At 70.0% G+C, this 21008-nt stretch carries 24 protein-coding genes, 1 pseudogene and 2 riboswitches; of the genes and pseudogenes, 17 read left to right on the top strand and 8 right to left on the bottom strand.

The window, feature by feature from the left end:
* Window positions 1-28 precede the first annotated feature (28 nt).
* Window positions 29-955 carry an SDR family oxidoreductase gene (locus ACFYPC_RS29545; protein ID WP_391888698.1) on the top strand — a complete coding sequence of 309 codons (927 nt, stop codon included), beginning with the start codon at window positions 29-31 and terminating at the stop codon, window positions 953-955.
* Window positions 956-1262: 307 nt separating this feature from the next.
* A complete protein-coding gene (locus ACFYPC_RS29540) occupies window positions 1263-1958 on the top strand; it encodes a L,D-transpeptidase (protein WP_391888696.1) in 696 nt (231 codons plus the stop codon).
* Between the two features lie 129 nt (window positions 1959-2087).
* On the opposite strand, the pseudogene ACFYPC_RS29535 reads toward ACFYPC_RS29540, so the two are convergent.
* Window positions 2088-2225: pseudogene (locus tag ACFYPC_RS29535) on the bottom strand (gfo/Idh/MocA family oxidoreductase); the annotation flags it as partial.
* A gap of 101 nt (window positions 2226-2326) precedes the next feature.
* Here ACFYPC_RS29535 and ACFYPC_RS29530 point away from each other — a divergent pair.
* Entirely contained in the window at window positions 2327-2515 is a 189-nt protein-coding gene (locus ACFYPC_RS29530) for a hypothetical protein (protein WP_391888693.1), read from the top strand.
* 148 nt (window positions 2516-2663) lie between these two features.
* Here the strand turns inward: ACFYPC_RS29530 and ACFYPC_RS29525 are convergent, their stop codons facing one another.
* On the bottom strand, window positions 2664-4043 hold the full coding sequence (locus tag ACFYPC_RS29525; protein WP_391888691.1) for a S1 family peptidase: 1380 nt from the start codon (window positions 4041-4043) through the stop codon (window positions 2664-2666).
* A gap of 130 nt (window positions 4044-4173) precedes the next feature.
* On the bottom strand, window positions 4174-5520 hold the full coding sequence (locus tag ACFYPC_RS29520; RefSeq protein ID WP_391888688.1) for an NAD(P)/FAD-dependent oxidoreductase: 1347 nt from the start codon (window positions 5518-5520) through the stop codon (window positions 4174-4176).
* Window positions 5521-5764: 244 nt separating this feature from the next.
* Between ACFYPC_RS29520 and ACFYPC_RS29515 the strand changes: the two genes are divergently transcribed.
* Complete coding sequence (locus tag ACFYPC_RS29515) at window positions 5765-6403, top strand: HAD family acid phosphatase (RefSeq protein ID WP_391888686.1); 639 nt, start codon at window positions 5765-5767, stop codon at window positions 6401-6403.
* A 56-nt stretch (window positions 6404-6459) separates the two neighbouring features.
* On the top strand, window positions 6460-6846 hold the full coding sequence (locus ACFYPC_RS29510; protein ID WP_391888683.1) for a PPOX class F420-dependent oxidoreductase: 387 nt from the start codon (window positions 6460-6462) through the stop codon (window positions 6844-6846).
* Between the two features lie 75 nt (window positions 6847-6921).
* On the opposite strand, the gene ACFYPC_RS29505 is transcribed toward ACFYPC_RS29510, so the two are convergent.
* On the bottom strand, window positions 6922-7308 hold the full coding sequence (locus ACFYPC_RS29505; protein ID WP_391888680.1) for a Zn-ribbon domain-containing OB-fold protein: 387 nt from the start codon (window positions 7306-7308) through the stop codon (window positions 6922-6924).
* 116 nt (window positions 7309-7424) lie between these two features.
* Window positions 7425-8093: a TetR family transcriptional regulator gene (locus tag ACFYPC_RS29500; protein ID WP_391889088.1), complete on the bottom strand. Its 669-nt coding sequence runs from the start codon at window positions 8091-8093 to the stop codon at window positions 7425-7427.
* A 412-nt stretch (window positions 8094-8505) separates the two neighbouring features.
* Here ACFYPC_RS29500 and ACFYPC_RS29495 point away from each other — a divergent pair, with 412 nt between their 5' ends.
* Window positions 8506-9444, top strand: a complete 939-nt coding sequence (locus ACFYPC_RS29495) for an LAETG motif-containing sortase-dependent surface protein (protein ID WP_391888677.1) — start codon at window positions 8506-8508, stop codon at window positions 9442-9444.
* 204 nt (window positions 9445-9648) lie between these two features.
* Window positions 9649-10371 (top strand): transporter substrate-binding domain-containing protein, encoded by a 723-nt coding sequence (locus ACFYPC_RS29490; RefSeq protein ID WP_388682309.1) that lies wholly within the window; start codon window positions 9649-9651, stop codon window positions 10369-10371.
* Window positions 10372-10547: 176 nt separating this feature from the next.
* Here ACFYPC_RS29490 and ACFYPC_RS29485 read toward each other — a convergent pair whose 3' ends face one another.
* On the bottom strand, window positions 10548-11228 hold the full coding sequence (locus tag ACFYPC_RS29485; protein ID WP_388682300.1) for a DUF6445 family protein: 681 nt from the start codon (window positions 11226-11228) through the stop codon (window positions 10548-10550).
* 190 nt (window positions 11229-11418) lie between these two features.
* On the opposite strand from ACFYPC_RS29485, the gene rpmF reads away from it, so the two are divergent.
* From rpmF to ACFYPC_RS29465, 4 genes are all read left to right on the top strand, one after another.
* Window positions 11419-11589 carry a 50S ribosomal protein L32 gene (gene rpmF / locus ACFYPC_RS29480; protein ID WP_365443787.1) on the top strand — a complete coding sequence of 57 codons (171 nt, stop codon included), beginning with the start codon at window positions 11419-11421 and terminating at the stop codon, window positions 11587-11589.
* Between the two features lies 1 nt (window position 11590).
* Complete coding sequence (locus tag ACFYPC_RS29475) at window positions 11591-12553, top strand: ATP-binding protein (protein ID WP_388682297.1); 963 nt, start codon at window positions 11591-11593, stop codon at window positions 12551-12553.
* 189 nt (window positions 12554-12742) lie between these two features.
* Complete coding sequence (locus ACFYPC_RS29470; RefSeq protein WP_388682294.1) at window positions 12743-13135, top strand: SCO5389 family protein; 393 nt, start codon at window positions 12743-12745, stop codon at window positions 13133-13135.
* A 153-nt stretch (window positions 13136-13288) separates the two neighbouring features.
* Window positions 13289-13999 (top strand): peptidoglycan-binding protein, encoded by a 711-nt coding sequence (locus tag ACFYPC_RS29465; RefSeq protein WP_388682292.1) that lies wholly within the window; start codon window positions 13289-13291, stop codon window positions 13997-13999.
* Between the two features lie 13 nt (window positions 14000-14012).
* Here ACFYPC_RS29465 and ACFYPC_RS29460 read toward each other — a convergent pair whose 3' ends face one another.
* Both ACFYPC_RS29460 and ACFYPC_RS29455 read right to left on the bottom strand, forming a co-directional pair.
* Window positions 14013-14792, bottom strand: a complete 780-nt coding sequence (locus ACFYPC_RS29460) for a glutathione S-transferase family protein (protein WP_388682289.1) — start codon at window positions 14790-14792, stop codon at window positions 14013-14015.
* A gap of 92 nt (window positions 14793-14884) precedes the next feature.
* Window positions 14885-14950, bottom strand: coding sequence for a putative leader peptide (locus ACFYPC_RS29455; RefSeq protein WP_365443830.1), 66 nt, complete (start codon window positions 14948-14950; stop codon window positions 14885-14887).
* 36 nt (window positions 14951-14986) lie between these two features.
* Window positions 14987-15132: riboswitch (SAM riboswitch) on the bottom strand.
* Window positions 15133-15349: 217 nt separating this feature from the next.
* Window positions 15350-15463, top strand: a riboswitch (SAM riboswitch).
* A 45-nt stretch (window positions 15464-15508) separates the two neighbouring features.
* On the opposite strand from ACFYPC_RS29455, the gene ACFYPC_RS29450 reads away from it, so the two are divergent.
* The 6 genes from ACFYPC_RS29450 to ACFYPC_RS29425 all read left to right on the top strand — a co-directional run.
* Complete coding sequence (locus ACFYPC_RS29450) at window positions 15509-15625, top strand: putative leader peptide (protein ID WP_388682287.1); 117 nt, start codon at window positions 15509-15511, stop codon at window positions 15623-15625.
* A gap of 76 nt (window positions 15626-15701) precedes the next feature.
* Window positions 15702-16949: an LLM class flavin-dependent oxidoreductase gene (locus ACFYPC_RS29445; protein WP_388682284.1), complete on the top strand. Its 1248-nt coding sequence runs from the start codon at window positions 15702-15704 to the stop codon at window positions 16947-16949.
* 18 nt (window positions 16950-16967) lie between these two features.
* Window positions 16968-18362 carry an NtaA/DmoA family FMN-dependent monooxygenase gene (locus tag ACFYPC_RS29440; RefSeq protein WP_388682281.1) on the top strand — a complete coding sequence of 465 codons (1395 nt, stop codon included), beginning with the start codon at window positions 16968-16970 and terminating at the stop codon, window positions 18360-18362.
* Window positions 18359-19561 (top strand): LLM class flavin-dependent oxidoreductase, encoded by a 1203-nt coding sequence (locus tag ACFYPC_RS29435; RefSeq protein ID WP_388682279.1) that lies wholly within the window; start codon window positions 18359-18361, stop codon window positions 19559-19561. The genes ACFYPC_RS29440 and ACFYPC_RS29435 overlap by 4 nt, the downstream gene beginning before the upstream one ends.
* A 14-nt stretch (window positions 19562-19575) precedes the next feature.
* The gene (locus ACFYPC_RS29430) at window positions 19576-20703 is read left to right on the top strand and encodes an LLM class flavin-dependent oxidoreductase (RefSeq protein WP_388682277.1); all 1128 of its coding nucleotides are present in this window, start codon (window positions 19576-19578) and stop codon (window positions 20701-20703) included.
* An 88-nt stretch (window positions 20704-20791) separates the two neighbouring features.
* On the top strand, window positions 20792-21008 hold a 217-nt coding region (locus tag ACFYPC_RS29425; RefSeq protein WP_391889085.1), incomplete at its 3' end, for an SDR family NAD(P)-dependent oxidoreductase.

The raw sequence follows: 21008 nt of genomic DNA, 5'->3' as shown, positions 1-21008 counted from the left end.
GTGAGCGCTACGAGCACGGAGGTCGGACATGTCGGGGCCGCTGCACCACACCTTGGAAGGCAAGGTCGCACTCGTCGCCGGGGCGACACGAGGCGCCGGCCGCGGGATCGCCGTGGAACTCGGCGCGGCCGGCGCCACCGTCTACGTGACCGGCCGCAGCACGCGCGCGAAGCGATCGGAGTACGACCGCCCCGAGACGATCGAGGAAACGGCGGAGCTGGTCACGGCGGCGGGAGGCCGCGGCATCGCGGTCCCCACCGATCATCTGGTCCCGTCCGAGGTCGAGTCCCTGGTCTCCCGTATCGCGGACGAGCAGGGCCGCCTCGATGTCCTGGTCAACGACGTCTGGGGCGGCGAGACGCTCTTCGAGTGGGAGTCGACGGTCTGGGAACACGACCTCGACAAGGGCCTCAGGCTGCTGCGTCTCGCTGTCGAGACCCACGCGATCACCAGCCACCACGCGCTTCCCCTGCTGCTCCGCAACCCCGGCGGCCTGGTGGTGGAGATGACCGACGGCACCGCCGAGTACAACCGGAACACCTACCGGGTCTCCTTCTTCTACGACCTCGCCAAGTCGTCCGTCCTGCGCATGGCGTTCGCGCTGGGCCACGAACTGGGCCCGCGCGGTGCCACCGCGGTCGCGCTCACTCCCGGATGGCTCCGCTCGGAGATGATGCTCGAGAACTTCGGTGTGACCGAGGAGAACTGGCGCGACGCCCTGGAGCGCGTCCCGCACTTCGGCATCTCCGAGACACCCTTCTACGTCGGCCGAGCCGTCGCCGCGCTGGCCGCCGACCCGGACGTCGCCCGCTGGAACGGCGACTCGCTCTCCAGCGGCGGACTCGCCCAGGTGTACGGCTTCAGCGACCGCGACGGCAGCCGCCCGGACGCCTGGCGCTACATGGTCGAGGTCCAGGACGTGGGCAAGGCGGCAGACGCGACGGGGTACCGCTGAGGTCACCGCGCCTACCGGGCGGCGGGACCTCCGGAGCCGGTCGAGGTCCTCGGTGAGTGTGCGGTGATGGCGGCAGGGTAGGCGGACGGGGCACGGCGGCACGGGAATCCCGGTCCAGTTGCGGGAAACCGGTTCAGTGCAGGGCGCGGCTCACGCCGGCGGGGGATCGGCTGGGGCCTGCTCGACGCCGGCCAATGTCACCGTTTCGTCGCAGCCCGGCCGGCCCTACAACGCGCACCCCCCGACGCGGGTCTAGCAGTCGGAACATCGCGATGGATGCGAAGAGAACGTAAGAGAGAGGTCCGTCATGGGGGACATACGCAGACGCGGAGCTGTCGCGCTCGGCATCACCGGGCTGATCGCGCCGCTGACACTCGTGCTGGGCGCGGCGCCCGCGCAGGCCGCGAGCTGTACGACACAGGCCGGCCCGTACCAGAAGCAGGTGGAGAAGTTCCTCGGCCGCCCGGTCGACGGACGGCAGTCCACCGCCGACTGCAAGGCGATCCAAGCCTTCCAGAACAAGCACGGCATCACCCCCAATATCGGGTACGCGGGGTCCATCACCTGGGGCGTGATGGACCTCATGAACAAGCAGAAGGCCGTCGGCAACAAGCCCAACAAGGACGGCAAGTGCCCGGTCAACAAGGGCCGCATCGCCTGCGTCAACCTCACGCTCCAGCTGAGCTGGATCCAGGACGGCAGCAAGCTCGTCTATGGGCCGGTGCCGGTCCGTACGGGCCGTAACAACTACGAGACCCGTACCGGCCTGGAGAAGATCTACTGGCGGGACATCGACCACGTCTCCAGCATCTACGACGTGCCCATGCCCTACAGCCAGTTCTTCGACGGCGGTCAGGCCTTCCACTCGGTGGGCGTGAGCATGTGGAACCCGCCCGGCTCGCACGGCTGCGTCAACATGACCACGGCCACCGCCAAGAAGTACTGGTCACTGCTGAAGACGGGCGACGACGTCTACGTCTACGGCCGCAAGCCGGGCACCTGACGGCACCCGGCCCGAGTCCGGTCGAGGCCCGCGTCGCCCCCCGCCGGTCGAGGGTCGTGGTGGCCCCGCGCCGGTCGAGGGTCGTGGGCCCCCGCGCCGACCGAAGGCCACGCCGGTCGGAGGCCACGCCGGGGCGTCCCCGAAGTCGGGGATGTCCAACCTGACCCACCCTGCCGCGCGGACTCGTGCGCGACGATGCCCGGCAGGGAGGTGGTCGAACTCCCGGAGCAGCCGCGTCCGGTCGTGCACGGGCGCCGACCCCGAAGTCGTTCCCGAACTGGCTGATCCTGGGCGTGAGTGATGAGCTTCACGGTCCGGAATGTCGTCCGGCGTACCTTTACTCACATCGCCTTCACGTCAAGGTCCGTATGCTTCACACCATGTCCACCACTCCTGAACCCGCTTCCGAGCGGTCCGCCACCGAGGTCAATGAGGAGATCCGAGCCCTCTGGTTCCGTACCGGCGGGACGCTGAGCATGGACGAGCGGCGGGAGTATCAGCGGCTCGTCCTGGAGTGGTCGGAAGCGGCCCCGCACTCGCCCATCCGGGCCGCGTGACGAGCCGGGTATCAGCCGCCGTCCTGCCCCCACTGTCCCGTGTGAGCCGGGCATCGACAACGCGCACTGCGAATCGTCGGCCGTCCCGCATGAGCCGCGATTCGGCCCGCGCGCCGCGAACCGCCCGCCATCCCCTGTGAGCCGGGTCTCACCCCCAACTCTGTGAGTACTGCTGCCGATAGCGACTGCGGTCCTGCTCAGAGCGGATATAGCGGGTCGCCACCAGCGCGACGATACTTCCCGCGATGACCAGGAGCCCCGGGCCTATGTTCCTGGGATCCGTGAGGCGTGTGATGAGCGTCTCGGCGGCGGCCGCGCCGACCGACTCGACAGAACCTGGCGCGGCGGAGCCCGGCGCGGCCGCCGCGCCCTGCGGGGCCGCCGCGGACGGAGGGGCGGACGCCTGCGCCGTGGGACTGCCGGAGGCCTCCGACTGTCCCGTCAGGGTCACACCGAGTTCCGTCAGCGCCGTGGTGACCGGCTGGAAGAACGTCGTACCGCCCGTGGTGCAGTCGCCGTTGCCGCCCGAAGTCACACCGAGCGCGATGCCCTCCGAGAACAACGGGCCGCCGCTGTCGCCCGGTTCGGCGCACACGGTGGTCTCGATGAGCCCCGAGACAGTGCCCTCCGGGTAGTTCACCGTCGCGTTCAACGCCGTGACCTGGCCGTCGCGCAGTCCGCTGGTGCTGCCGCTGCGGAAGACCCGCTGGCCGACGGCCGGATCGGCGACGCCCGTGATGCGTACGCCCTTTCCGCCGCCGATGGCCACGATGTTGTCGCCCTGCGGTGCTTGCCCGTCGGCGTACTGAACGAGGGAGTAGTCGTCGCCGGGAAAGGACGTGGTGATCGTCTGTCCGACCTGCTGGGTGCCCTGGTTGTCGGCGAACCACAGGGATCCGGCCGGTCCGCAGTGCCCGGCCGTGAGGATGAACTCACCTTGTGCGTCGGTCACGTTGAAGCCCGCCGAACAGCGGCCACCGGTCGAGAGAAGGGGGTCGGCGCCGTTCAGCCGAGTGGTGAACGTACCCTCGGTCCGCTCCATGCGCACGGAGTCACCGATGCCCTCGGCCAGGGACGTCATACGCGACCAGTCGGAGGCGGACACCGTGCTGTCGGCCCGCACCACCACCTCGTTGTTCGTGTAGTCGACGGCCCAGGCGGTGCCTGTGACCCGGGGCGCCGAACTCAGTGTCTGCGTGGCGGACTTGAGGTCCTGCATGCTGTGATCCACGACCTTGGGGCGGGCACCCGCCTTCGTCACCTCGGCCGCCGCGTCCGTATCGGTCACCGCGACGACCGGTTGCCCGTCGGAGGCGATCCAGCTCCCCGCCGTACGGGAGGTGCCCAGGGTGGAGACCAGTTCGGCCCCCGTGTCCGCGGCGGCCTGGGCCGAACTCTCCGTGGCACGCGACGTGCCGGACGGTTCGCTCGCCATCGCGCGCGTCACCATCAGGCCCCCGCAGAGCAGCCCCCCGACGGCCGCGATCCGCGCCCCCCGTTGGACGATCCGTCGTCGTGCGTGCCTCATCCATGGGCTCCCGAAGCCGAACACCACCGGCGTTCACCGCCGCCGGGGGCTCCGGTCGAGAGCCCTCCCTTCATACGTGCGGCCACGTCCGGGCGTTCACGGCTTCACCCCGCCCGTCAAGAACCTTGTGTCAGGCCCGAGTTCGGGCGGCCACCTCTTCGGGAGTCAGATACACATCGGTGTGCTCGAAGTCCCGCAGTGTTCCCTTACGGTCCGCAAGGAAGCCGGTGCGGACGAAGTCGTCGCCCGCGACCGCGTGGAGGAGCCAGTTGGCGCCGGTACGGAAGCGGGCCGCGCCGGTGCGCAGCGCGTACAGGTGGTAGCCGCGGGCCACGACCTGAGCGGGCACACCCTTGAGGCCGACACCGAGCGGCTTGGACACCGCGTCGTGACCGCCGAGGTCGACGACGAGACCGAGGTCCTTGTGCTTGTACGGCGTGACGGGCAACCCGCTCAGCAGCGCCTTGAGGACCTTCGCCGCGTGCCGGCCCTGCCGGGCCGCGTGCTGGGCGGTCGGCACACAGTAGGAGCCGTCGCCCTTGGCCAGGTCGGGCACGGCGGCGGCGTCCCCGAGCGCGAACACCCCGTCCAGGTTGGGCACCCGGAAGTCGGCCTCGGTGACGATCCGCCCGCGTACGGTCTCGGCGCCCAGCGAGTCGACGAGCGGGCTCGCCGCGACACCGGCCGTCCACACCAGCGTCCGAGAGGGCAGCACCCGTCCGTCGGTGAGGGTGATCTTGTCCTCGGTGACGGAGGCGACGGAGGTCTCCAGGGAGATCTGCACCCCACGCCCGCTCAGCAGGCGCAGCGCGCTCGAACCCAGCTTGTCGCCGAGCTCCGGGAGCAGCTTGGGCGCGACATCGATCAGGTGCCACTTGATCAGGGTGGGGTCCAGGCGCGGGTGGTACCGCCTGGCCGCCGCGGTCGTGAGCCGCTGCAGGCAGGCTGCCGTCTCCGTGCCCGCGTAACCGCCACCCACCACCACGAACTGAAGCCGCGCCGCCCGCTCGTCCTCGTCCGGTGTGGCCGCCGCGAGGTCGAGCTGGGCGATCACGTGGTCGCGCAGATACACGGCCTGGGCCAGCGTCTTCATCCCGCGCGCCTCGTCGAGGAGACCGGGGATGTCGAAGGTGCGGGTCACACTGCCCGGCGTGAGCACCAGGTAGTCGTACGGCAGGTCGACGAGCTCGCCGGTGATCTTGTGTACGACGCACACCTTGGCCGCCGGGTCGATGCCGACCACCCCGCCCGGCACCAGCTCGGTGCGGCGCAGCATCCGGCGCAGCGAGGGGGCCACTGACTGCGGCGTGACGACACCGGCGGCGACGTGCGGCAGCAGTGGCAGGTAGAGCTGGTAGTCATTCGGGCTGATCAGGGTGATCCGGGCGTCGCCGGGGGCGAGCGCTCGCTCCAGTCCTCGCGCGGTCTCGACTCCGGCGAATCCGGCGCCGACGATCACTATGTTCGGTGTGTCCATCCGAGCAGCCTCTCTCCGTGTGCAGACACTGCGGCCCGCGGACCGCGAGCCCAGGCTCACACGTGAAGCGCGCGCGTGCCACCCCGCATCAGGAGGGTGGAGGTCATGGCCCGGCGAGTGGCCGGGAGATGCTCTACCGAAGAGTAATTTCAGCTTTGCCCGGCGTACACCAATAGACGTGATCATGTCAGGAGCGGTGACGGGCGAGGCTCGCTCGCCGCTTCGACGTGAAAAGGGGACAGGAATGACAGCACGCGGTGTGGGGCGCCGGATGGGCGCTGTGTCGGTGGTCGTGGCGCTGGGAATAGGGGGGTCGGTCACCGTCGCGGGGACCGCAGCCGCGGCCCCTGCCCAGGTGACGGCGAGCGTCACTGCGGCGGAGGCCGACGTCGACTACGCCACCTGGCAGCAGGACGTCCAGGCCGTCATCGACCAGGCCACGCCCTACGTCGAGGAGCGCACCGCGCACGCGGACGGGCAGCAGCTCGCCCTCGTCTTCGACATCGACAACACCACGCTGGAGACGGACTTCCACCCCTGGTACGAGCTGCCCACCCCGGCGGTCCAGGCCTCGCTGGCACTCGCCGAGTACGCGAAGTCGCGCGGAGCCGCCATCTTCTTCGTGAGCGCCCGCCCGGGCATCATCTACAGCCTGACCCAGTCGAACCTGGCGTCCGTGGGCTACCCGGTCGACGGCCTGTACGTCCGCGATCTGCCGGACCTGTTCGCCGAGGTCAGCGCGTACAAGACCGGCAAGCGCGCGGAGATCGAGTCCCTGGGCTACACGATCATCGCCAACGTCGGAAACAACGACACCGACCTCGTCGGCGGTCACGCCGAGCGGACCTTCAAGCTGCCCGACTACGACGGCCAGCTGTCCTGAGGCCGTCGCTTGCTGAGCCGGACTGTTTCCCGGGTTCCTCTGCTTAGACTTCCGTCATGGACGAGGCCTCGCTGGACACGCTCGGTTCGGGCAAGTACGTGCTCATCACCAGCTACCGCAAGAACGGCACGGGAGTTGCGACGCCGGTGTGGGTGGTGCGGGACGGCCGGACGCTCGGTGTCTGGACGCCCGCGGACAGCTGGAAGGTGAAGCGGATCCGCAACCGGGCAGACGTCCTGGTCGGCCCCTGCGACGTGCGCGGCAGGCCGACCGGTGACCAGGTCCCGGCAACGGCCGAGATCCTCGACGCGGCCGAAACCGCCCACTACCGCCGGCTGCTCACCCGCAAGTACGGCATTCTCGGCCGCATCACCCTCCTGGGCAGTCGCCTGCGGCGCGGAGAGAGGGGGACGGTCGGGATCCGCATCACCCCGGCCGGCTGACCCCCGCACCAGGGGCCGGCGTCCACCGGTTCCGACAGCTCCGGTGCGGACAGGCGGCCCGCCTGTCCGGGGCTCTCAACTCCAGCCGCGACAGGGGCCGTCGACGATCTGGAACACCGGCTGCCTGCGTATCGCATCCTTGGCGGTGGCGAGTTGGACGCGGTCTCCCCGGTGAACGGCGGCCGGCGGGCCCATCACCCGGCCCTGGACGGTGAATCCCTCCGCAAGCTCGACGAGGGAGACGTTCCGCGCCGCCGGGGTGTTGCGGTGAACCACGTTGGCATGGCGCACAACTCCCGTGCCCGTGCTGGCTTCCGATCGCAGGTCGCTGCCCGCGCAGACCGGGCACAGGAGCCGTTGGTACATCGCGGTGCCGCACCAGTGACAGCGCTGGAAGAGGAGTGCGTGCTGGGCCGGAGTCCCGTGCGGCGGCGAGTCGATGCCCGCGGCGATGAGGTACACGATGTCGTCTCCCTGCGCTCGGCCGGAACCTGAGGTGCTCGGGTCCGCCCCGGCACGAGCCACAGAATATGACACTGAGTGCCGCCAGTAAAGGCACTCGGTACCCTCGTATTGGGTCAGTTCGGCCCGAGGGTGGACTCGATCTCCTGAACGACGCGCCACATCGGCGCCCCCCGCCGGGAGATCACGACCACCACGTCCTCCTGGCCCTCGGTGGCCGAGTCGTCCCCCGGGCCGCCGAAGGCGGCGCGTACGTACCCGAGTGCGTGGTCCACCGCCGCGCTCGCGTCGCCCCGTCCGTCCGCGCGCAGCCAGGAACGCAGGGCGTTGTTGTGTGCGGCGGCCACGGCGGCGGCCGCCACGTCGGCGCGCAGGGCGCCGTCCCGCCGACCGGCGAAGCGCCGGTGGAGATACTCGGCCATGGCCCGTTCGTAGCGCCAGACGACCGACAGTTCGTACGCGCGCAGCCCGGGAACCTTCTTGGTGAGGCGGTACCGCTGGACGGAGAACGTCGGGTTCTCGGCGTACATGCGCAGCACGAGCCGGACGGCGTCGCACACCCGCTGTACCGGGTCGTCCTCGTCGGACCCGGTGCTCAGGAAGGCCGTCATGTCCGCCAGGCACCGCTCGTGGTCGGGGAAGACCACGTCCTCCTTGGAGGGGAAATAGCGGAAGAACGACCGTCGGCCGACTCCGGCGAGCGCCACGATGTCGTCGACCGTGGTCTGCTCGTAGCCGCGCTCGAGGAAGAGCTGGAACGCGGCAGCGACCAGGGCGTCCCGCATGGGCGGCTTCACGGTCGGCGACTCTGCGTTCTGGAGAGGCGGGGGTCCGTCGTTCATGAACGGGAAGGTAGCACCGAAGCCGAGAGGTGGCACTCAGTGCGCCCGATGGGGAACTCAGTACCTTCGGTGGGTGGGGCGCTCTCACCTCCTTGCTCTTCCCGCCCCGGCCCGTGCGCCCAAGCTCCGGACCGCAGAATTCCTCATGTGCCCAATATGTGACGAGCCGTGAAGTCCTCGTGCATTCAGCGAGGTTGACAGCCTCCACGCCCTGATTGACTATGTGGGTGAGCTGTGGCCCATGTGACCAATGCGCCCAGTGTTTCCTCGACCATTCACCCCCGGTGCGGCCCAAGGCTGCTTCGCGCTGCCGTGTTGCTGTCGACCGGGTCCTGCACATCAAGATGGGATCTGCATGTCCATAGCGAGACGTGTCACCCTCCGCTGCCTGCTGGGGACGGGCGCGGTGGCGCTCGCCCTCTCGGCGTCGACGACCGGCGCCTGGGCCACCGGCACCCCCGGTGGCGACGGCTGGGACAAGACCGGCAGCGACTACAAGCCCGGCAAGGGCGCGGGTACGAAGACCGAGACCGATCGCTGCCAGTTCTCCCTGGACGGGACGAACTTCTACGACTCGGTCCGTGTCGACGACCAGACCCTCAAGCCCACCGACGACGGCAAGGTCCACATCAAGGTCCGTACCGCCGGCGACGCGGCCACCTGCACCGCCTCGCTCGCCTCGTACCTCGCCCACGGCGCCACCTTCAACACCTCCGGCGAGCAGGTCTTCCACGACTTCGACACGGTCACGGTCAAGCCGGGCGGCACGGACTCCCTCGACATCGCGGTGCCCGACGTCGGCTGCTTCGCGCAGGTCGACCTCTACCGCGGTGCCGTCAAGTTCGACGGCCGGTTCGACGCGAACGACGGCTTCGAGCACGGTGACCTGCCCAAGGGCCCGGACCGCGCGGTCATCAAGGACAAGCTGATCGCGGCGTGGAACGGCGGCACGAAGGACTGCACGACGCAGCCGCCGACCACCCCGCAGACGCCTCCGGCCTCGACGCCCCCGGCTTCCACACCTGCCGCCTCCTCGCCGTCCGCCTCGGCGCCGGCCACGCCGACCGAGCCGGAGCCCGCCGAGTCGACCGCTTCGGCGACTCCGTCGCAGTCCGAGTCGACCACGCCTGCCGCTCCGTCGCCCAACGGCGGCACCCCGGCGCCCGGCGACCTCGCGGAGACCGGTGGCGGCAACACCCTGCCGATCGCCGCCGGCGCCGCGGCCCTCCTCGCGGCCGGTGCCGCGATCACCGTCGTCACCCGCCGCCGACGCGCCACGGGCACCCGAGCCTGACGCTCGGCGTCCCGGGCCTCGACGGCTCTGGAAGGCCCCGGTACTCACCCTGTAGGTGAGTACCGGGGCCGTTCACGTGTGGCAGCCTCCTCGGCCGTCAGCCGAGCCTGGATCTCAGGACGCTGGACCAGTCCTCGCCCGGCGTGATGACCCTGCCGGGCGGGTGCGTGACGGTGGTCAAGAAGCGTGTCCTAATATCCGCTCATGACGATCCCGACCGCGGCCCTCGCTCAGGACCTGGCTCCCCGGCGCGTGCTGCGGGCGTCGATCAACCTGGGCAATCCGGTCCTCGCGCAGGGCACCCCGGCAGCGCCGACCGGCGTGAGCGTCGACATCGCGCGTGAGATCGGGGCCCGGCTGGACCTGCCGGTGGATCTCGTCTGCTTCGACGCGGCGCGGAAGTCGTTCGACGCGCTGCGGACGGGCCGGGCCGATCTGTGCTTCCTGGCCATCGAACCCGCACGGGAGGCCGAGGTCGCCTTCACCGCGCCGTACGTCGTGATCGACGGCGTGTACGCCGTGCCCCGTCACTCGGACCTCACCACGGTCGCCGACGTCGACCGTGCGGGCGTACGCGTCGGTGTGCAGCGCGGTTCCGCGTACGACCTCTTTCTCTCCCGCACGCTCGAGCACGCGACGGTGGTGCGCGGTGAGGACGGGGTCGACGCCTTCCGCGCCCAGGGCGTCGAGGTGGCTGCCGGGATTCGTCAGCCGCTGACCGAGTACGTCGCCGCGCACCCGGAACTCCGCCTGATCGAGGGCCGGTTCATGCAGATCAGGCAGGCGGTGGGCACGACACCCACCCGACGGCCCGAGACCGTCCGCTTCCTGCGCGATCTCGTCGAGGAACTGAAGGCCGAAGGGTTCATCGCCGACGCGCTGCGCCGCGCACACCAGTCGGAGGCACTGCTCGCCCCGCCTGTATAAGGGCAGCGCCATGCCGCGTGCTCAGTGCACCCCGGCGACGGCGCAGGTCAACGTCCTGTTCGCAATGGAAGTGGCCGGCCCCGGCCTGCTCCGAGCGCAATGCCCGTCCCGTGCCGCAGCTCGGCAGTGCCTCAGTCAGGTCCGGCCAATTCGCCTGCCGCGTCATTATGTCGCGTTCATGCCATCCAGAAGAAGACCGCTGTCATGCGCTTGTCCTCGATGGTGGAGCCGCAGTAGCCGCTGGCGCTGTGTATCAGGTTGGCGTTGTAGGCGAGCAGGCGGTTGTACCGGTGGGGAACGCGGATGTCCTCGACGAAGGAGTCCGGCGGGACGAAACGGGTCCCCAGTGCGTCGATCAGGTTGTTGTGCGGCGCGGCCACCATGTTGCCGCCCAGTCTGCCGCCGGGCAGGCTCTGCCGGTAGAAGCTGGTGCCGCAGTCCTTGGGGGCGGCGGGGTTGAGATAGAGCACCGCGGCGTAGCGGCACAGTGAGCGGGAGTCGGTGTGCGGACGCGGCTCTCCCTCGCCCCGGCCCACCACCTGGATGCAGTTGTGGTTGAGGGTGCCCCCGGAGGGCGTGCTCTGCAGCCACAGTTCCCGCGCCCCGGTGGCCTTCTTGATCAGCCGTTCCACGCGGGACAGTTCCGCGGGTTCGAGCCCGGGCATCGTGCGCAGGCCGGGCCAGCTCTCCGAGGTGTAGGGATGGCCCTTGATCCAGTCGTCCTTGGCGAGGCACCGGGCCCGGACGGCGTCCACGTCGGGCAGTACGTCGTCGAACACCCAGTAGTCCCGGTCGCGGGTGGGCTTCCGGTAGGGGAGAACCGGGAGAGCCGGCGTTCTCGGAGGTTGTGGGGGCATGCCGGAGACCATATAGACGGGAACGTCAGTGATCTCCTGCGATTTGGTCAACCTTCCGTCAACTCGGGCCGCCCGCACGGGACTCGGAAGCGGTGTCTCGTAGCGTCGTGTCCTGCGGTGTTGGCTTGGTAATGGGATCCATTTTCAGATAGCGTGAGCTCTGCCAGCCCACCCCTCACAGGAGATCGATATGGCCGTTCCCAAGCGGAAGATGTCCCGCAGCAACACCCGCCACCGCCGCGCACAGTGGAAGGCCGCCCCGGTGCAGCTCGTCCCTGTCACCGTCGACGGCTCGTCGTACCTCGTACCGCAGCGGCTCGCCAAGGCGTACGAGCGCGGGCTGCTGCGTCCGGAGGGCTGACGTGCGCGCTGCCTTCGTCGGGAAGGGCGGCAGCGGCAAGACCACACTGTCCGCCCTCTTCGCCCGCCACCTCGCGCACTCCGGAGCGCCCCTCGTCGCCATCGACGGCGACATCAACCAGCACCTGGCCCAGGCCCTGGGCCTCGATGACGACGAATCCCTCACCGTGCCGCCCCTCAGCGCACGGCTGGGCGAGATCAAGGACTTCCTGCGCGGCGGCAACCCGCGCATCGCCTCACGCGAGGCCATGATCAAGACCACCCCACCGGGCCGGGGGTCGCGCCTGCTGAGGCTCCTCGGTGACGACGCCGTGCACTCCCATCACGTCCAGGACGTGGACGGCGTTCCCCTGATGGTCACGGGTGAGTTCGACGAGAGCGATCTCGGAGTTGCCTGCTACCACTCCAAGCTCGGAGCCGTCGAGATGTACCTCAACCATCTGGTCGACGGACCCGGGGAGTACGTCGTCGTCGACATGACCGCAGGCGCGGATGCCTTCGCCTCCGGCCTCTTCACCCGGTTCGACATGACCTTCCTGGTCGCCGAGCCGACCCGCAAGGGCGTCTCGGTGTACCGCCAATACCGCGACCACGCCGAGGAGTTCGGGATCCCGGTCGCGGTGATCGGCAACAAGGTCACCGGCGAGGACGACGTACTGTTCCTCAAAGAGCACGTGGGTGACGACCTCCTGACGTATTTTCGGCATTCCTCCTGGGTGCGGGCACGCGAACAGGGTCGCCCGCAGGGCGACCTGGAGCCGCACAACCGCCACGCTCTGAGCCAGTTGCGGACCGCCCTGGACGCCCGGACCAAGGACTGGGCGGCCTTCCAGGAGCACGCCGTCGCCTTCCACCTGCGCAACGCCGCGGCATGGGCCGACCGGGCCACCGGCAGCGACCTCTCCGCACAGATCGACCCCGGCTTCCGGCACGGCCCCGCCGCCCTGGAGTCGAACCCCGCCTGAACGGGGCGAAGAAGTACCAGGACCCGCCCCACGGCGCGGCGGTCCACGGCGCGGCGGCTTACGGCGCACCAAACCCGTCGTACACGGCGCACCAAACCCGTCGTACACGGCCCACCACGCCGTCGTACACCGCCCGCCGACGCCTCACCGCGCATCACTCGAACCAGCTAGCGACAGGACTGCCTCTTCATGTCACTCGACGTCTCCCCGAAGCTGCTCGCCGAAGCCGAACGCGGTCAGGTCCGCGAACAGGACTTCGTGGAAACCGTCCGTACGTCCCTGCCGTACGCCTACGACCTCATCGCCGGTCTGGTCGGTGAACTGGGTTCGGGGGCAAAGGAGTTCGCCGACAACCACACACCGCCCCCCTCGGAGAAGGAGCGCGGGCAGCTGCTGCGGGCGCTGGCCAGTGACGCGATCCGGTCCAGCCTGGAGAGGCACTTCGGCGTCACCCTCGCCTTCATGAACTGCCATCGCGTCGCCGTCTTCCGCCCCGAGGCACAGGGCGGCGAGACCCACACCCGGTTCACCTCGCTGCGCTCCCAGATCCTCAACCAGTCACCCGAGTTCCGCGACTGCTGAGCCGACGGCTGCGGGTGGGGGCCGTTCGGCGGAGCGGCCGTCACCCGAGCAGCCCACTACCGAGGTGGTAGGCAGCGGTTGAACTCCCGTGCCCGTGCCTCCGTATCTCTCCACGGGGATGGCGGGAGACCGCGCGCACGGAAGGAGAGCAGTGTGTCGACACCGCCCGAACGCGAGCAGCCCATGCGCCGCCCGGCGCTCGAACCCACCTACGTCCAGCAGCGCCGCCGCACGGAGGCCCTGGCGGAACTGGTGAGGGAGTTCCGAGAGGATCAGCAGGCCGTCGGCCCGGACGAAAACTACGAGTCGGTCAGATTGTCCTCGGCGCACCTGGGTGAGACGGAGGAGTTGCCGCCCGTTCTGGTGGGCGAGAACTATGCCGCCTACGAGGAGGCGAAGCCCGCGGCGCCGACCCGGCAGGAGCCGGGGCGCCGACCGGGGCGTGCAGCCGGGCAAGGGTACGGACACGCTACGGGCCTGCGCCGAGCCGCCGTCGTCGCCGCTGTCGTGGCGGCCGCGCTGGTCGGATTCGCCGTGGCCATGCTGCTGCCCGGCGGAGACAGCCGATCGCAGGCCGGGGCCGCCTCGTCCGCCACGGCACCCGTCGCTCAGGCGCCTTCCGGCGCCGCGGACCCGGACGGCACCGGCATCCTCCGGGAGGGAGACAACGGCCCCGAGGTGGCGGAACTCCAGGAACGGCTGCTCCACATCCCGGATGTCTACGACAGCGGCGTCACGAGCGGAACGTACGACCCCACCCTCACCGCGGCCGTGGCCCGCTTCCAGCTCTGGTACGGGATCCGGGGTGACGAGACGGGCGTCTACGGCGACGACACCCGGGCCGCCCTGGAATCCCGTACCTGACGAAGCCGCCTGCTCACAGGTGCCGGTGGAAGGCCGGGTGGGCGTCGAGACGTCGCACGTAGTCCTGGAGGAGTGCGTACGAGGACAGGTCCTGGACCGCTTCGAGTTGGACCAGGGCGACCCAGAGGTCCACGTCTGCGGCGGTCAGTTCCTTGCCCAACGCATAGGGACCGGCGGTGAGTTGACGGTTCAGCAGGTCGAGAGCGGCCGACCGTTCCTGTAGCGGCGCGCCCGGTGTGACATCCCGGTCGAGGAGGTCGCGCAGGGCGTCGACGTCCGCGGCGAGTTCCGACGGGCGGAGCGGGGAGCGGCAGGATCCGGCGCGGTCGGGGAAGAGATCGCCGAGGTCGCGCAGGATGTCGGGCGTGTGGTTGCTGACGACACGTCCGCTCCACCGGTCGCACAGCGCGGGGGCGGTCAGCGGACCGTCGTAGTGGTGCCAGGTGGCCTCGTACACCCCGCGCAGGGAGGCGAACGCGGCGGGGGTGTCGGCGGGGAGCGCCAGCCGTGTGATGGCGACCGAGTCCTTGAGACCCAGCAGGCCGTGCGTGATGGAAACCCGTAGCGAGAGGGGACAGCGCGCGGACAGATACAGCTCGTAGCGGTGCGGGGCAGGGTAGAAGCCGCCGGCGAGACCCACTCCGATACGGCTGCGGAATCGGTGTGGGCGGGCGGACGGGATCGCGGCGATCCGGGGATGGGGGACCGCGTCAAGTGAGCTGGGTGCGCACGGAGTTGACGTACACGTGCTGGACGTACCGGTGTTTGAGGCGTGCGAGATTGTCTCGGACATGACTCTCCATGGGACGAGGAGGCCACGGCCACCTTGTGGGCACCGCGGCGGAACGGAGTGACTGCGCTACGTACTGGTCCGGATCGCTCGGACTAGTAGGCGCTGGAGACACGCAACAGATCGATGTGCAGGCGTCTCGTCAAACCGCTGTTGGCCATTCCCACCTGTCCCGCACTCGGGGCTCGCGAGACGCGAGACCACGCTTGTCCCGCCGCACCGGCGGAACCGGGTCGTCACCCGGGGCACCCCGTCGCGGTGGAAGGGTTGCCTGCCAGCGGGCCGGGGCCGATGACCTCACAGGCAGGGTGAACCTGCCCGAAGGGCGCTGACAATCGTGACCGTCCCCGTCAGTGTCGGTGCGCTCCGTGAGGTCGTCAAGAAGGCCTCCGGCGCAGTCTCATCAGGTGGTCATCCAGCGTGCCTCAGGCCGTACGGGAGGCGTGGAACAGATTGCGCAGCCCAGTGGTTGACCCTCCTGAGGACGCGCGGCGGCGTGATCACGACCATGATCCCCGGCCCATTGCGCACCGCTGTGGCCTCCCGTAACGTCCCCAGCAGGTTATGAGCGTCAGCGTCAAGCCCTGGCTTGCTGACCGGCAACCCTCCTCCGCGGCGGGGTGCTCCAGGTGACGACCAGGCGGTGCCCGCCCCGGGTTCCGCAAGCGCGATGCCGGCGGCCTCCAGCCCGCCGAGCCGGAAGGGCGGAGGTGACGGACGTGCAGACCGTGCCCCGTCTCCGTGTCCTGGTTCTCGCCCCGCGCCGCCGCGTGCACCTGTACTCCCGGCCGCACATCGACCTTCAGCGCGTGGCCGGCGCGCTCTGTCGTCCCTGACCTGTCACCCCGCCGCCGCACCCTCCCAGCCGAGGCCCGGCGATCTCACACGGTCGATCAGGAAGGCACCCCTTTCGTGTCCTCGTCAACGTCGTTGCCCTCGTCCTCCTCTTCTCCCTCCGCACTGCACCTGGCTGTCGCCCTCGACGGCGCGGGCTGGCACCCCGCCGCCTGGCGCGAGCCGGTGGCCCGCCCCCACGACCTGTTCACCGCCTCGTACTGGACCGACCTGGTCACCGAGGCCGAGCGTGGCCTGCTCGACTTCGTGACCATCGAGGACGGCCTCGGCCTGCAGTCCGCGCGCCTCAGCGAACCGGACCCACGCACCGACCAGGTACGCGGCCGACTCGACGCCGTCCTCATCGCCGCCCGCGTTGCGCCGCTGACCAGCCACATAGGGCTGGTGCCGAGCGTGGTGACCACCCACTCGGAGCCCTTCCACATATCCAAGGCCATCGCCACCCTCGACTATGTGAGCACCGGCCGTGCCGGCGTGCGGGTGCAGGCGTCCGCGCGACGACACGAGGCCGCTCACTTCGGACGCCGTGAGTTCCCCAAGCTCCGTGTCGAAGACCTGGAGACTCCGGCCCTGCAGGAGTTGATCGTCGACCTCTTCGACGAGACCGCCGACTACGTCGAGGCGGTGCGCCGGCTGTGGGACAGCTGGGAGGACGACGTGGAGATCCGGGACGTCGCCACCGGCCGGTTCGTCGACCGCGACAAACTGCACTACATCGACTTCGAGGGCAAGCACTTCAGCGTCAAGGGCCCCTCCATCACACCCCGCCCACCGCAGGGTCAGCCCCTGGTCACCGCACTGGCCCACGAGTCCACGACGGGGGCGCCCTTCCGGCTGCTCGGACGCAGCACCGACATCGGATACGTCACTCCGCACGACTCCGCGCAGGCGCGCGCCATCGTCGCCGCGGTCCGCACCGAACAGGAAGCGGCCGGACGCGCCGAGGAGCCGTTGCACCTCTTCGGTGACCTGGTGGTGTTCCTGGACAAGGACCCCGCCGCCGCTGCGGACCGGCGAGAGAGGCTCGACGCCCTTGCCGGTTACCCGTACACCAGCGACGCACGGGTGTTTACCGGCACCCCCGTACAACTGGCCGATCTGCTCCAGGAGTTGCAGCAGTCCGGGCTGACCGGCTTCCGGCTTCGGCCGGCCGTCGCCGGGCACGACCTCCCGGCGATCACCCGGGGCCTGGTCCCCGAACTCCAGCGCCGCGACGCCTTCCGGCACTCCTACGAGGCCGACACCCTGCGCGGGCTGCTGGGGCTCGCCCGCCCCGCCAACCGCTACGCCGCCGCACACGCCTGAGCCGGAGGGACTTCACTCATGAGCAAGTCAACGGACAAGCCGCTCAAGCAGATCCACCTCGCGGCGCACTTCCCCGGCGTCAACAACACCACCGTGTGGAGCGACCCCGAGGCCGGCAGCCACATCGAGTTCACCTCGTTCGCACACTTCGCGCGGACCGCCGAACGCGCCAAGTTCGACTTCCTGTTTCTCGCCGAAGGCCTGCGACTGCGCGAACAGGGCGGCAAAATATACGACTTGGACGTGGTCGGACGTCCCGACACCTTCACGGTCCTGAGCGCGCTCGCCGCCGTCACCGAACACCTCGGACTGACCGGCACCATCAACTCCACGTTCAACGAGCCCTACGAGGTGGCCCGCCAGTTCGCGAGCCTCGACCACCTCTCCGGCGGGCGCGCCGCCTGGAACGTCGTCACCTCCTGGGACGCCTTCACCGGCGAGAACTTCCGCCGCGGCGGCTTCCTCCCACAGGAGGAGCGGTACTCCCGGGCCAAGGAGTTCCTGGCCACCACCAACGAACTGTTCGACTCCTGGCACGGGGACGAGATCGTCGCCGACCAGGCGAGCGGCACCTTCCTGCGGGACGCGACGGCCGGAGCCTTCGTGCACAAGGGACAGCACTTCGACATCGAGGGGCAGTTCAACGTACCCCGCAGCCCGCAGGGCCGCCCGGTCATCTTCCAGGCCGGGGACTCCGACGAAGGACGCGAGTTCGCCGCCGCCGGAGCGGACGCGATCTTCAGCCGGTACAGCACGCTCAAGGAGGGCCAGGCGTTCTACACGGACGTCAAGGGCCGCCTCGCCCGGCACGGCCGCACCCACGATCAGCTCCTGATCCTGCCCGCGGCCACCTTCGTCCTCGGTGACACGGACGCCGAGGCGGAGGAGATCTCCCGCGAGGTACGGCGCCAGCAGGTCAGCGGCGCCACCGCCATCAAGCACCTCGAGTTCGTCTGGAACCGTGACCTGTCCGCGTACGACCCGGAAGGGCCACTTCCCGACATCGATCCGGACCCGGGCGAGCACACCATCGCCCGGGGCCGCGCCCAGGTGCGGATGTACCGCGACCCATTGGCCACCGCCCGTGAGTGGCGCGAGCGTGCGGCCGCCAACAACTGGTCCATCCGCGACCTCGTCATCGAGACAGGCAACCGTCAGTCGTTCATCGGTTCCCCTGCCACCGTCGCCGAGACCATCAACGAATTCGTTCAGACGGACGCGAGCGACGGCTTCATCCTTGTCCCGCACATCACTCCGGGCGGCCTCGACGGTTTCGCCGACACCGTCGTCCCGCTGCTCCAGGAACGCGGCGTCTTCCGCACGGAGTACGAGGGCGCCACCTTGCGCGACCACCTGGGCCTGGCCCACCCCGACGCCGGGGGCGACGCGCGAACCGAACGGGCCGCGTCATGAAGTTCCTCGCCGTCACCCTGATCGTGCACGCGCCGGACCCGGTGACCGGCGTGCGGAAACCGACCAACGCGCGATTTCGTGAGGTCATCGACAACGCGCTGCTGGCCGAGGAGTTGGGCTTCGACGGCTTCGGCGTGGGGGAGCGGCACGAGCGGCCGTTCATCTCCTCCTCGCCGCCCGTCGTACTCAGCCACATCGCGGCGCTCACCTCCCGGATCCGTCTGTTCACGGCGGTCACCACGCTCAGCCTCCTCGACCCGGTGCGCGCGTACGAGGACTACGCGACCCTGGATCATCTGTCCGGCGGGCGGCTGGAGTTGATCATCGGCAAGGGCAACGGCACCGCCCAGCGCCTGCTGTTCCACGTCACGCCCGAGGACCAGTGGGATCGCAACGCCGAGGGCTATGAGGTGTTCCGGCAGATCTGGCGGCAGGACAAGGTGACCGCCGCGACCCGCTTCCGCCCCGAGCTGCACGAGGCCGAGGTGTGGCCCCGGCCGTTCCAGCAGCCCGTCCGGGTCTGGCACGGCAGCGCGACCAGCAAGGAGTCGGTGGACCTCGCCGCCCGCTTCGGTGATCCGCTGTTCTCGGCGAATGTCACCAACCCCATAGAGCCGTATGCCGAGTTGATCCGCTACTACCGGGAGCGCTGGGAGCACTACGGCCACGACCCGGCGCAGATCGCGGTGGGTGCCGGAACGGCGGGCTACCACGCCGCCCGTACGTCGCAGCAGGCGATCGCCGCCTACCGGCCGGTCTTCGAGGGGCAGTTGGCGTTCCAGAAGAGGCTGGGTCTGGAGCCGGTGTTCCGCACCCTGGAGGACTTCGTGGAGCGCAGCTCGGCGCTGATCGGCAGCCCCCAGCAGGTGATCGAGAAAGTGCACCGCTACCACGAGCAGTTCGGGCACACCGTGCTGCACCTGCACGCCGACGCGAGCGGGCTGACCGGGGCGCAGCACCGCACCTCCCTCGAACTCTTCCAGTCCGACATCGCGCCCGTGCTGCGACGGGAGATTCCTGATCCGCCGTTCGCGTGGGGCCCGGTGTTCGCGGAACCGTCTGCGGGCACGAGTGCATCTGAGCCCGCGTCAGCACCTGAGGCCGTACCCGCGCCAACACCCGACTCCGCACCCGACCCTGCACCCGCGTCAGCACGCGACTCCGTACCCGCGTCCGTACCCGCGTCCGCCGACCGCTGAGGAGCACCGTTCTCATGTCCGACATCCCCCTCGGCGTCCTCGACCTCGTCCCGATCTCGTCCGGCTCCACCGCGAGCCAGGCGCTGCGCAACTCCATCGACCTTGCCCAGCGGGCGGAGCGGTTCGGATACGCCCGTTACTGGTTCGCCGAGCATCACCTGAACCCGGGCGTGGCCGGCACCTCACCTGCGGTCGTCCTCGCCCTGACCGCCTCCGCGACCTCCACGATCAGGCTCGGCTCCGGTGCCGTACAGCTCGGTCACCGCACCGCCCTGTCCACGGTCGAGGAGTTCGGCCTGCTCGACGCGCTGCACCCCGGTCGCCTCGATCTGGGGCTCGGCCGTTCCGGCGGGCGCCCGCCGGGAGGGCCCGTCGAGCCGCTGCCGACGGCCACGCCGGTCGTCGACGGCCTTGCCCCGAACGGGCTGCGGATCCCACCGCGGTCCTCCTTCGAGCACCTGCTCGGCTCACCCCGCGTCGCCCTCCAGATCAAGCTGCTCAAGCAGCCGAACGCCGAGTCGCAGGACTACGGCGAGCAGATCGACGACATCCTCGCGCTGTTGGCAGGCACCTACCGCTCCACGGACGGCGTCGAGGCGCACGTCGTGCCGGGCGAGGGCGCCGACGTACAGGTGTGGATCCTGGGCAGCAGCGGGGGAGAGAGCGCCGAGGTCGCGGGCCGCAACGGCCTGCGGTTCGCGGCGAACTACCACGTCAGCCCGGGGACGGTGCTGGAGGCGGCGGACGGGTACCGGGCGGCGTTCCAGCCGTCCGAGGTACTCGACAAGCCGTACGTCAGTGTCTCCGCGGACGTCGTCGTCGCCGAGGACGACAGCACCGCCCGCGAACTCGCCACCGGCTATGGCGCGTGGGTTCGCAGCATCCGTACGGCCGAGGGCGCCATCGAGTTCCCGACGCCGGAGGAAGCGCGCGCCCACCTCTGGACCGACGCGGACCGGTCACTTGTCCAGGACCGCATCGACACCCAGTTCGTCGGCTCCCCGGCCAGGGTTGCCGACCAGTTGGAGCAACTCCAAGAGGCCACCGGCGCCGACGAGTTGCTCATCACCACCATCACCCACGGCCACGCCGACCGGGTGCGCTCCTACGAGCTGCTGGCCGAGGAGTGGCGGCGCAGGTGACACGGCCCGCACAGGGCGTGGGGGGGGGGGCGCTCGGGGGGGCGGCCCGGGCGGGGCCGGCGCGGGGGCGGGGGCGCCCCCCCGCCGGATCGGCAACGACGGCCACCGCGTCGTCATCGCCGAACTCGACGCCACCACCGGACAGCAGGCCGCCGCCGAACTGCGCGCCGACGGCATCACCGCGGACTACCACCCGCTCGACGTCACCGACCCCGACTCCGCCGCGGCCCTGGCCGCCACCCTCACCGGCGACGGCACCCGGCTGTACGGACTGGTCAACAACGCCGGACTCGCCAACGCGGTGG

It is taken from the genome of Streptomyces sp. NPDC005808, from assembly GCF_042871385.1.
GTDB lineage: Bacteria > Actinomycetota > Actinomycetes > Streptomycetales > Streptomycetaceae > Streptomyces.
Note: the sequence above shows the minus strand (reverse complement) of the source record. Positions and strands in the feature narration are given on the sequence as shown.

Coding starts and splice junctions, on each gene's coding strand:
- ACFYPC_RS29430 (WP_388682277.1), top strand. CDS start 19,576: ATGTCCGACATCCCCCTCGGCGTCCTCGACCTCGTCCCGATCTCGTCC.
- ACFYPC_RS29485 (WP_388682300.1), bottom strand. CDS start 11,228: ATGCCCCCACAACCTCCGAGAACGCCGGCTCTCCCGGTTCTCCCCTAC.
- ACFYPC_RS29470 (WP_388682294.1), top strand. CDS start 12,743: ATGTCACTCGACGTCTCCCCGAAGCTGCTCGCCGAAGCCGAACGCGGT.
- ACFYPC_RS29515 (WP_391888686.1), top strand. CDS start 5,765: ATGACAGCACGCGGTGTGGGGCGCCGGATGGGCGCTGTGTCGGTGGTC.
- ACFYPC_RS29460 (WP_388682289.1), bottom strand. CDS start 14,792: ATGTCCGAGACAATCTCGCACGCCTCAAACACCGGTACGTCCAGCACG.
- ACFYPC_RS29435 (WP_388682279.1), top strand. CDS start 18,359: ATGAAGTTCCTCGCCGTCACCCTGATCGTGCACGCGCCGGACCCGGTG.
- ACFYPC_RS29440 (WP_388682281.1), top strand. CDS start 16,968: ATGAGCAAGTCAACGGACAAGCCGCTCAAGCAGATCCACCTCGCGGCG.
- ACFYPC_RS29510 (WP_391888683.1), top strand. CDS start 6,460: ATGGACGAGGCCTCGCTGGACACGCTCGGTTCGGGCAAGTACGTGCTC.
- ACFYPC_RS29495 (WP_391888677.1), top strand. CDS start 8,506: ATGTCCATAGCGAGACGTGTCACCCTCCGCTGCCTGCTGGGGACGGGC.
- ACFYPC_RS29525 (WP_391888691.1), bottom strand. CDS start 4,043: ATGAGGCACGCACGACGACGGATCGTCCAACGGGGGGCGCGGATCGCG.
- rpmF (WP_365443787.1), top strand. CDS start 11,419: ATGGCCGTTCCCAAGCGGAAGATGTCCCGCAGCAACACCCGCCACCGC.
- ACFYPC_RS29500 (WP_391889088.1), bottom strand. CDS start 8,093: ATGCGGGACGCCCTGGTCGCTGCCGCGTTCCAGCTCTTCCTCGAGCGC.
- ACFYPC_RS29490 (WP_388682309.1), top strand. CDS start 9,649: ATGACGATCCCGACCGCGGCCCTCGCTCAGGACCTGGCTCCCCGGCGC.
- ACFYPC_RS29520 (WP_391888688.1), bottom strand. CDS start 5,520: ATGGACACACCGAACATAGTGATCGTCGGCGCCGGATTCGCCGGAGTC.
- ACFYPC_RS29530 (WP_391888693.1), top strand. CDS start 2,327: ATGCTTCACACCATGTCCACCACTCCTGAACCCGCTTCCGAGCGGTCC.
- ACFYPC_RS29545 (WP_391888698.1), top strand. CDS start 29: ATGTCGGGGCCGCTGCACCACACCTTGGAAGGCAAGGTCGCACTCGTC.
- ACFYPC_RS29540 (WP_391888696.1), top strand. CDS start 1,263: ATGGGGGACATACGCAGACGCGGAGCTGTCGCGCTCGGCATCACCGGG.